Genomic DNA, 8,380 nt, shown 5'->3' with positions numbered 1-8,380 from the left:
ACCCCAGCCCCTGCCCGGTCACGGCGACGAGCTGGCTGGTGCTCAGCGGGGAGTCCAGGAGGACGAACACCCGGGCCCGCCCGGCACCGAGCAGGGTGCCGAGGCTCGCGGGCACGCTCCGGGCGCCCGGGTCGGCGAGGGCGCCCGCGCAGCCGTAGACGAGGGCGTAGCGGCCCGGTTCCTCCCACGTCGCCCAGCCGCGCCCCGGTGTGACCGGGACGAAGACGAGTTCGGCGCCGCGGATGTCGCGGGGCGGGCGCTCGTGCCGGTTCACCTGGAGCCGGTTGCCGCCGAGCCAGCGGGTCTGGCCCGGCAGCAGGGAGTCGATGACGGCCGCCCAGCCGCCCCGGCTCACCTGCGCGGTCCGGGCCACGACGTCCGCCTCCAGGATCCGCCGACGGCGGTCCCAGTACGGCCGTACGGTCGCCGTCCAGACCCAGGCGAGGAGCGCGGCCGCCCGCTCGGGGAGGTCGTCGCGGTCCAGGGCGGCGGGCAGCGGGCCGCGCAGCGAGACCTGGAGGTCGGCCCGCGCGACAGCGGGATCGGTGGCCCGGATCCGCGCCAGGGTGTCCGCCAGGGGCGTGCCCTCGCGCGGCAGGGGCGCGAGGAAGTCGGCGATCCAGGAGGTGCCCATCCCGGAGCGCACCAGCAGCGCGGTCACCGGGTCGGCCGCGAGCCGGGCGCGGTAGCCGGGCAGATGGGCGCGGAGCCAGGAGTCCTCGCCCGGGTGGGCGCCGACCCCCCGGTCCAGCAGCCGCAGGGTCGCGAAGGTCTCGGTGAACGGGCAGACCACGAACCGGCTGCGGACGAGGGTGTCCCCGTCGACCTGCCACCAGCCCATGCAGCCCCCCGAGGTTTCGCGACCGCGCGAAACACTAACCGTCAGCCGCCGCCCGCTCCGAGACTCCCCCGCATGCGCAGCTACCGCACCCTCCTCCGCACCCCGGAATACGCCCCTTTTCTCCTCTCCTTCGCCGCCCACGCCGCCGCCCAGACGATCGGCGGCCTCGCCCTCGCCACCCTGGTCTACCGGGCCACCGGTTCCCCGCTGCTGTCGGCGGTGAGCATGTTCGGGCCGCAGCTCGCGCAGTTGCTGGGGGCCGCGTTCCTGCTCTCGGGCGCCGACCGGCTGCCCCCGCGCGCGCTCCTGACCGTCATCTCCCTCGCCTTCGCGGCGGGAACGGCGGTACTGGCGCTGCCCGGCCTGCCCGTCCGGGCCGTCTTCGTCGTGCTGCTCCTCCAGGGGCTGGTCGCCTCGCTGGGTGGGGGAGTGCGCGGCGGACTGATGAACGACATCCTCCCCAAGGACGGCTACGTCCTGGGCCGTTCGGTCTTCAACATGCTCTGGGGGCTCATCCAGATCACCGGCTTCGCGGCGGGCGGCGCCCTGCTGACGCTCCTGACCCCGCGCGCCTGCCTGCTCCTGACAGCGGCGCTCCATCTGCTCTCGGCCCTCGTCACCCGCCTGGGCCTCACTGCCCGCCCACCGCGCTCGGCGGGCCGCCCGTCCCTCTCCGCGACCTGGCGCACCAACGCCCTGCTGTGGTCCTCCCGCCCCCGCCGCCTGGTCTTCCTGGGCCTGTGGGTCCCCAACGGCCTGGTGGTGGGCGGCGACTCGCTCTACGTCTCCTACGCCCCAGCGGCCGCCGGCACGATGTACGCGTGCGGGGCGCTGGGCATGTTCGTGGGCGATCTGGCGGTCGGCCGCCTGGTGCCGCCCGCGCTGCGGCCGCGGCTCGCGACCCCGCTGCGCCTGCTCCTGGCCGCGCCCTACCTGTTCTTCTTCCTACGGCCGCCGGTGGCGCCGGGGGCTGTGGCCGCCGCCGTGGCCTCCGTCGGCTTCGCCGCGAGTCTGGTCCTCCAGGAACGCCTGATGGCCCTCACCCCCGACGAGCTGGCGGGCCAGGCGCTCGGTCTGCACAGCACCGGCATGGTCGCCCTCCAGGGCATCGGCGCGGTCCTCGCCGGCACGCTGGCCCAACTGACCTCCCCGGCAACGGCGATGAGCCTGATGGCGGCTCTGTCGACCGCGGTGACCCTGGCGCTCTTCGTACTGGAGCGGCGCCCAGGCCCTGACGAGGGGACCGCGGGCCTCAGGGAACCTCGACGGGCGCACGGCTGAAGCTGAGCGGGACCGCGTCGACGTCCCGCTCCCCGACGTCCCTCAGGTAGGTCTCGAGCGCCGGCGGACGGTAGCCGGGGTCGCCCTCGCGGCGGCGCAGCACCGTGTCCGCCAGGTGCTCGTTGCCGACGGGGCGGCCCTGCTTGTCCTTCTCCTGCCCGACGGGCCGGTGCAGGGGCTTGAAGAGCCGGTAGAAGCCTTTCCGGGAGGGGTTCCACGGGCCCATCGGGTCGGGCTGGACGGCGAAGTCGGCGCACTCCTGCGGGCGCATGCTGTCCGGCCCCTCCGCGCTGAGGACCGCGGGGTCGAACTCCAGGCCGTACCGGGCGGCCTGCCGGGCCATCCACAGCAGGGTGATGTCGGACAGGCCCGAGTCCTTCTCGCCGCCCCCGACGGAGAGGTGCACCCCGGCGAACCACACCTGCCTCAGCTCCTGGTCCCTGTCGGCCCCCTTCTCCTGCCGCCACAGGGTCGGCGGGAACGCCGAGCGCTCCTCATCGACGGCCAGGGCGTGGAAGGCGCCGTTCACCGACTTGCTGAGGGTGGTGTCGTGGAAGGCCCAGCGGTGGTTGAAGCGGTCGACGAGCGGCTGGAGGAACCGGGGCGCCGGGACCGGGATGCCCAGGGAGCCGACCGTGTCCCAGACGCCCACGAAACGGATCTCCGTCTCGTACGAGTACGCCCCGCGGAACAGGGTCGCGGCCACGCTGGTCGGTTTGTCGGCGCGGCTGCGGTACAGCGCCCACGCCTCGTCGATCCGGTCGGCCTGTTCCGGGCGCAGGATGCCGCAGTTGCGCACCAGACCGGCCAGGCTGCGCGCGGTGAACGCGCCCCGGCTGAACCCGAACAGGTACAGGGCGTCCCCGGGTTCGTAGGTGTGGATCAGGAAGCGGTAGGCGTCGAGGACGTTGCGCGACAGGCCCATGCCGAAGGCCCCGCCCCGCAACCGGTCCTTCCGGCTCGTGCCGACCCCGCTGTGGTAGTACACCCGCTGTTCCGTTCCGGCAGCGGTGCGTCGCCGTACGGCCAGGGCCACCTTGGCGACGTTCGTCTTGCTCGGCTGGTCGGCGAGATTCCAGGTCCCGTCGCAGCAGACCACCAGACGCTTGGCCATCATGTGCCTCCTCTCCCCGTCGACCCTGTAGAGAGGACCCCGCGACTGCTCGGTAGATACAGCCAGTACCGCAGGGACCGCGCCGACCCGCAACTCGGCGCCCCGGAGCGGGTCGGCGGCGGGTCGGCGGCGGGGTGCGCGGGTCAGGCCACGACGGTGAAGAGTCCCGTCCTCTCGCCCAGCCTGGACAGGGAGATCTTGCCGGGGATGCCGTTGGCGTCGGCGCCGGTGTAGCCGAGGTGGCGCTGCCACTTGGCGTAGGCGGCGACGGTCGTGCTGCCGAACGACCCGTCCCCGGCGTACGACTTGGAGAGGTAGCCGAGTTCGACGAGGGCGGCCTCGGTGAGGTTGGTGCCGGTCAGGTAGCTGACGTGGCCCTGCTTGGCACCGGGGTCGGTCCTGGCCGCCGCCACCAGCCGGGACAGGTCGACGCGGGGCTTGCCCGCCGGCTTCGTCGGAACCGTCGCTCCGGGCCCGGCGGCGAGCTGCTTCTTCACCGCGGCCCGGAAGTCGTCCATGTCGAAGCTCGGGTCGATCTTCCCGGGCTGGCACTCCTTGTGCCCGGCGACGGACTTCTCGCTCCAGCCGTGCGCCCGGCAGATCGCCGCCGCCCACAGCACGGCCTGCCGGTACTGCGCCGCCGGGTAAGGGTCGCCGCCCTTGCCGCGGTTCTCGATCTCCAGGCCGTACAGGCAGTCGTTGCCGTCCGCCTTCGCCACGTCGTCGTGGGGGAGGGGCTTCTCGTCGCGGATGGCGTTCAGGACATCGATGTCGGCGTAACCGGCGTGGTTGGTACGGCCGTTGCCGATCATCCACAGTCCGGCGGTCTTGCCGAGCCAGGCGTGGCACAGCGGTCCCGGAAGGTCTGATCTGCCCTTGAAGCAGAGCTCCTTGTCGTCGTGGCCGCCGGTGTGGTGGATCAGCACCCCGATGACGGGTCCGAAGGACTTCCCGGACGCCGCGTCGCGGTTGTGGGTCTTCCAGCCGGCGTGCTCGTGCACGGTGAGGCCCTCGGCCTTCAGTGCGGCGAGCATCTTCGCGGCGGACAGGGGAGTGGCCATGACTGCGGTTCCCTCCGGGGCGACGCGCCGACGACGCGTCAAGTGGGTGACGGATCATGTGCGTTGGCGTACGGACGGCGTGCGGCGGGGCCTGCCCGCCCCGCCCGCCGCTCATGATTGCGGGCCGTGGCCCGCTCCGTCGGGGAAATCGCGGCATTCACAGCCGAACGGAGTCACCCCGCACCCGTGTCCGGCGCGGCGGCCCGAAGGGGAAACGACCGCCGCGCCGAACCCGGACGGGACGGGGCCGGATGGTTGTGGCCAGATGGTCGTGGCCGTGTCACCGCGGCCGTGTCGCCGCGGCCGGGCGGATCAGCCCGGTGCCACCGCGCGGCCGGTCTGGGGCGAGATCATGCCCGCGCACAGCCCCTTGGCGGCCAGTGTCTGCGCGATGCGCGGGATCGCCGCGCGGGTGTTGGCGGGCCAGTCGTGCATGAGGATGACCTGCCCGTCGGTGAGCCGGCCGGCCGCCGCGACGATCGCGTCCGTACTGGCGTTGTTCCAGTCCTGCGAGTCGACGTTCCAGATGATCTCGGTCAGTCCGTACCTGGCCTCCACGGCCTTCACCGTGGCGTTGGTCTCGCCGTACGGCGGGCGGAACAGCCTCGGTGTGCCGCCGCCGGCGTTCGCGATCGCCTGCTGGGTGCGGGAGATCTCCGAGTCGACCGTGGCCTGGCTCTGCTGGGTCAGATGCGGGTGCGTGTAGCTGTGGTTGCCGACCCACATCCCGGCGCTGACCTGGGCCCTGACGAGTGCCGGGTTGGCGGCGGCGTTCTGGCCCGTGTTGAACATGGTGGCCCGGAGGCCGTACTGCTTCAGGGAGCCCAGCAGGGCGGTGGTGCCGCTGCCCGGGCCGTCGTCGAAGGTGAGACCGACGTAGCCGGAGCAGGCGGCGGCCTGCCCGGGGGCCGCGGCTGCGGGGACGGTGAGGGTGCCGGCGGCTGCCAGGGCGGCGGCCGCCAGTAACGGGAGGTGCGCCCGGCCCCTCATCACGCCACCGTGATGTTGGAGTTGCCGCTGCTCTGGTAACCCTCGGTCGCGAGGATCATGTAGTACTTGAAGCTGCCCATCGGCATGCCGGCCCGGGCCCAGGCGTCGAAGTGGTTGCCGGTGGTGATGGTGCCGCCGGTCCGCCGGGACTGCCGGACGCTCCAGTACTGGTTGAAGGTCTTGGTGCCTTCCACGGACGGGGCGTTGTAGCGGGTGGTCTGGTAGATGTCGTACGTTCCGCCGTCGCTGCTGACGGTGCCCTTGTACGTCCCGGTGGGCCGGTAGGTGCCCCAGTTGTCGACGACGTAGTACTCGACGAGCGGGTTGGACGTCCAGCCGTACAGGGCGAGGTAGGCGTTGCCGGACGGGTTGAAGCTGCCGGAGTAGCTCACGGTCCTGCGGGAGCCGTTGCTCCAGCCCTTGCCGGCCACGAAGTTGCCGGTGTTGCGCCAGGACGTGCTGTAGTTCCCGCCGTTGTTCAGGGTCATGGAGACCGTGCCCTGGGCGTCCGTCCAGAACGAGTAGTAGTAGCCGTTGTTGGTCCCGGTCTGGTTCGTGGTGATGACCGTGGCCGCCTCGGCGGTGCCGGGCAGGGCCAGCGTGGCGCCGGTGGCCAGCAGGAGGCCGCAGACGCTGCGGCGCGTCGGGTGTGCGGGTGTGTCAGTCATGCCCCACAGTTTTGGCCTGCCCCTGTCAAGCGTCAACAGTTTCGACGGATGTTTCGAATGCTTCGAGAGCCCTCCCACCTCAGCAAACCAGCGAAATCTTTCGGAAGATCGCAGGGGGATGGGGGTCAATGGGGCCGAGCAATGTTCGAATGTTTCGAAGAGCTTCCGGATGATCGGAGGCAAAAGAAAAGGCAGGGAGTCAGTACCTCCTTGCCATGTTCAACCTATAGCGCACCGGGGGACTTGCGGCAAGGCCCCGGTGAAGGCGCACACTTACCGGCCGTAGGCCCCACGGCCGCCGACCCCACCCCGGAGCTGTCCTCTTGAGTACCCTGCCCACCAGCGTGTTCGACCTTCCCGAGCGCCTTGCCGCCAAGGCCGACCCGACGCTGACCGCCGCCGACGAGGAACACTTCGCGGCCATCGCGGAGTGCCTGGAGCAGACGATCGCCGAACTGTCCGACACCCTCGCCGCCACCCTCCGGGCGCCCGGCGGGATCGGCCAGGAGGCCATGGACCGCGACACGGAGATCCACCGCCTCAGCGCCCGGCTGCGCACCCTGCGCCGCTTCGGCCTGGACCTGTGCCTCGGACACATGGTCCACGCGGACGACCCCGAGCCCGTGTACGTCGGACGGCTCGGACTCACCGACAGCACGGGCCGCCGGCTGCTCGTCGACTGGCGTTCCCCCGCCGCCGAGCCGTTCTTCGGAGCCACCCACGCCAACCCGATGGGCCTGGCCAGCCGCCGCAGGTACCGCTGGAAGAACGGCCGCATCGGCGACTACTGGGACGAGGTGTTCGCCCCGGACGGCTTCGCCGGTCACCACGCCTCCCTCGACGACCAGTCCGCCTTCATCGCCAGCCTCGGCAGCGACCGCTCGGAACGCATGCGGGACGTCCTCGGCACCATCCAGGCCGACCAGGACGCCATCATCCGCGCGAGCTCCCGGGGCGCCCTCGTCGTCGACGGCGGTCCCGGCACCGGCAAGACCGTCGTCGCCCTGCACCGCTCCGCCTACCTGCTGCACTCCGACCCGCGCCTCGGACACCGCCGCGGCGGCGTGCTGTTCGTCGGCCCGCACCGGCCCTACCTGGCCTACGTCTCCGACGTCCTGCCCAGCCTCGGCGAGGAGGGCGTGCAGACCTGCGTCCTCAGGGACCTCGTGGCCGAGGGAGCCACGGCAGGGATCGAGACCGACCCGGAGGTGGCCCGCCTGAAGTCGTCCGCGGACCTGGTGAAGGCCATCGAGAAGGCCGTCCGCTTCTACGAGGAGCCGCCCACCGAGGGCATGACCGTCACCACCCACTGGTCCGACATCCCGCTGACCGCCGCCGACTGGGCCGAGGCCTTCGACGCCGCGGAGGGCGCCCCGCACAACGACGCCCGCGACCAGGTCTGGAACGAACTGCTCACCATCCTGGTGGACCGGCACGAGGGCGACGCCCCGGAGGCGCTGCTGCGCAAGTCGCTGCGCCAGAACAGGGAGCTGCTCACCGCCTTCAACCGCGCGTGGCCGCTCCTGGAGGCCGCCGACCTGGTCTCCGACCTGTGGACCGTCCCGGCCTACCTGCGGATGTGCGCCCCCTGGCTGGACCGCGACGAGGTACGACAGCTCCAGCGCGCCGACGGCCAGGCCTGGACGGTGTCCGACCTGCCGCTCCTGGACGCGGCACGGCAACGGCTCGGCGACCCCCGCGCCTCGCTCCGCAAGCGCCGCAACGAGGCCACCGCCGCCGCCGAGCGCGAGCGCATGGCGACCGTCGTGGAGAACCTGAGCGCGGTCGCCGACGACGAGTACGGCATGGGCCTGGTGACGATGCTGCGCGGCGAGGACTTCCACGACGCCCTGGTCGACGAGAGCGCCCTTCAGGTGAGCGACCCCGACCTGCTCGCCGGCCCCTTCGCGCACGTCGTGGTCGACGAGGCGCAGGAACTGACCGACGCGGAGTGGCAGATGCTGCTGCTGCGCTGCCCGTCCCGCAGCTTCACCATCGTCGGCGACCGCGCCCAGGCGAGGCGCGGCTTCACGGAGTCCTGGCAGGACAGGCTCGCACGGGTGGGCCTCGACCGCGTCGAGATGGCCTCCCTGACCGTCAACTACCGCACCCCGGAAGAGATCATGAAGGAGGCCGAGCCGGTCATCCGCACCGCCCTCCCGGACGCCAACGTCCCCACCTCGATCCGCAGCACGGGCGTCCCGGTGACGTACGGCCCGCTGACGGACCTGCCGACGGTGCTGGACCGATGGCTCGAGGACCACCCGGACGGCATCGCCTGCGTCATCGGCGCCCCGGACTTCAAGCCCACCCCCCGGGTCCGCTCCCTGCCCCCGGCTCTCTCGAAGGGCCTCGAATTCGACCTGGTGATCCTCGTGGACCCGCAGAACTTCGGGGAGGGCGTGCAGGGGGCGGTGGACCGGTA

Annotated in this window: 7 protein-coding genes; 2 read left to right on the top strand and 5 right to left on the bottom strand. The window is 72.1% G+C overall.

Annotation, left to right across the window (positions count from 1 at the left end):
- A partial coding sequence (locus AOJ26_RS33890; protein WP_053852203.1) for a hypothetical protein occupies positions 1–841 on the bottom strand: 841 nt, incomplete at its 3' end.
- 72 nt (positions 842–913) lie between these two features.
- Here AOJ26_RS33890 and AOJ26_RS33885 point away from each other — a divergent pair.
- A complete protein-coding gene (locus AOJ26_RS33885; protein WP_053852202.1) occupies positions 914–2,122 on the top strand; it encodes an MFS transporter in 1,209 nt (402 codons plus the stop codon).
- Here AOJ26_RS33885 and AOJ26_RS33880 read toward each other — a convergent pair.
- The 4 genes from AOJ26_RS33880 to AOJ26_RS33865 all read right to left on the bottom strand — a co-directional run bounded on the left by AOJ26_RS33880 (position 2,094) and on the right by AOJ26_RS33865 (position 5,955).
- Positions 2,094–3,239 carry a DUF2235 domain-containing protein gene (locus AOJ26_RS33880; RefSeq protein ID WP_234358740.1) on the bottom strand — a complete coding sequence of 382 codons (1,146 nt, stop codon included), beginning with the start codon at positions 3,237–3,239 and terminating at the stop codon, positions 2,094–2,096. The two genes, AOJ26_RS33885 and AOJ26_RS33880, sit on opposite strands and share 29 nt — an antisense overlap.
- A 140-nt stretch (positions 3,240–3,379) precedes the next feature.
- Positions 3,380–4,297 (bottom strand): N-acetylmuramoyl-L-alanine amidase, encoded by a 918-nt coding sequence (locus AOJ26_RS33875; protein WP_053852201.1) that lies wholly within the window; start codon positions 4,295–4,297, stop codon positions 3,380–3,382.
- Between the two features lie 312 nt (positions 4,298–4,609).
- Positions 4,610–5,287 carry a polysaccharide deacetylase family protein gene (locus AOJ26_RS33870; protein ID WP_053852200.1) on the bottom strand — a complete coding sequence of 226 codons (678 nt, stop codon included), beginning with the start codon at positions 5,285–5,287 and terminating at the stop codon, positions 4,610–4,612.
- Positions 5,287–5,955 (bottom strand): glycoside hydrolase family 11 protein, encoded by a 669-nt coding sequence (locus tag AOJ26_RS33865; RefSeq protein WP_053852199.1) that lies wholly within the window; start codon positions 5,953–5,955, stop codon positions 5,287–5,289. Before AOJ26_RS33865 ends, AOJ26_RS33870 begins: the two co-directional genes overlap by 1 nt.
- A 323-nt stretch (positions 5,956–6,278) precedes the next feature.
- Between AOJ26_RS33865 and helR the strand changes: the two genes are divergently transcribed.
- Positions 6,279–8,380 (top strand): RNA polymerase recycling motor ATPase HelR (gene helR / locus AOJ26_RS33860; protein WP_053852198.1); only part of this gene is annotated, 2,102 nt, incomplete at its 3' end.

This window comes from Streptomyces sp. NRRL B-24085, assembly GCF_001282115.1.
Lineage (GTDB): Bacteria > Actinomycetota > Actinomycetes > Streptomycetales > Streptomycetaceae > Streptomyces.
This window is presented reverse-complemented; position numbering and strand designations above follow the sequence as displayed.

What these genes read in the sequence shown, in the direction of transcription:
- AOJ26_RS33880 (WP_234358740.1), bottom strand. Translation starts at nt 3,239, where the DNA reads ATGATGGCCAAGCGTCTGGTGGTCTGCTGCGACGGGACCTGGAATCTC.
- AOJ26_RS33885 (WP_053852202.1), top strand. Translation starts at nt 914, where the DNA reads ATGCGCAGCTACCGCACCCTCCTCCGCACCCCGGAATACGCCCCTTTT.
- AOJ26_RS33865 (WP_053852199.1), bottom strand. Translation starts at nt 5,955, where the DNA reads ATGACTGACACACCCGCACACCCGACGCGCCGCAGCGTCTGCGGCCTC.
- AOJ26_RS33870 (WP_053852200.1), bottom strand. Translation starts at nt 5,287, where the DNA reads ATGAGGGGCCGGGCGCACCTCCCGTTACTGGCGGCCGCCGCCCTGGCA.
- AOJ26_RS33875 (WP_053852201.1), bottom strand. Translation starts at nt 4,297, where the DNA reads ATGGCCACTCCCCTGTCCGCCGCGAAGATGCTCGCCGCACTGAAGGCC.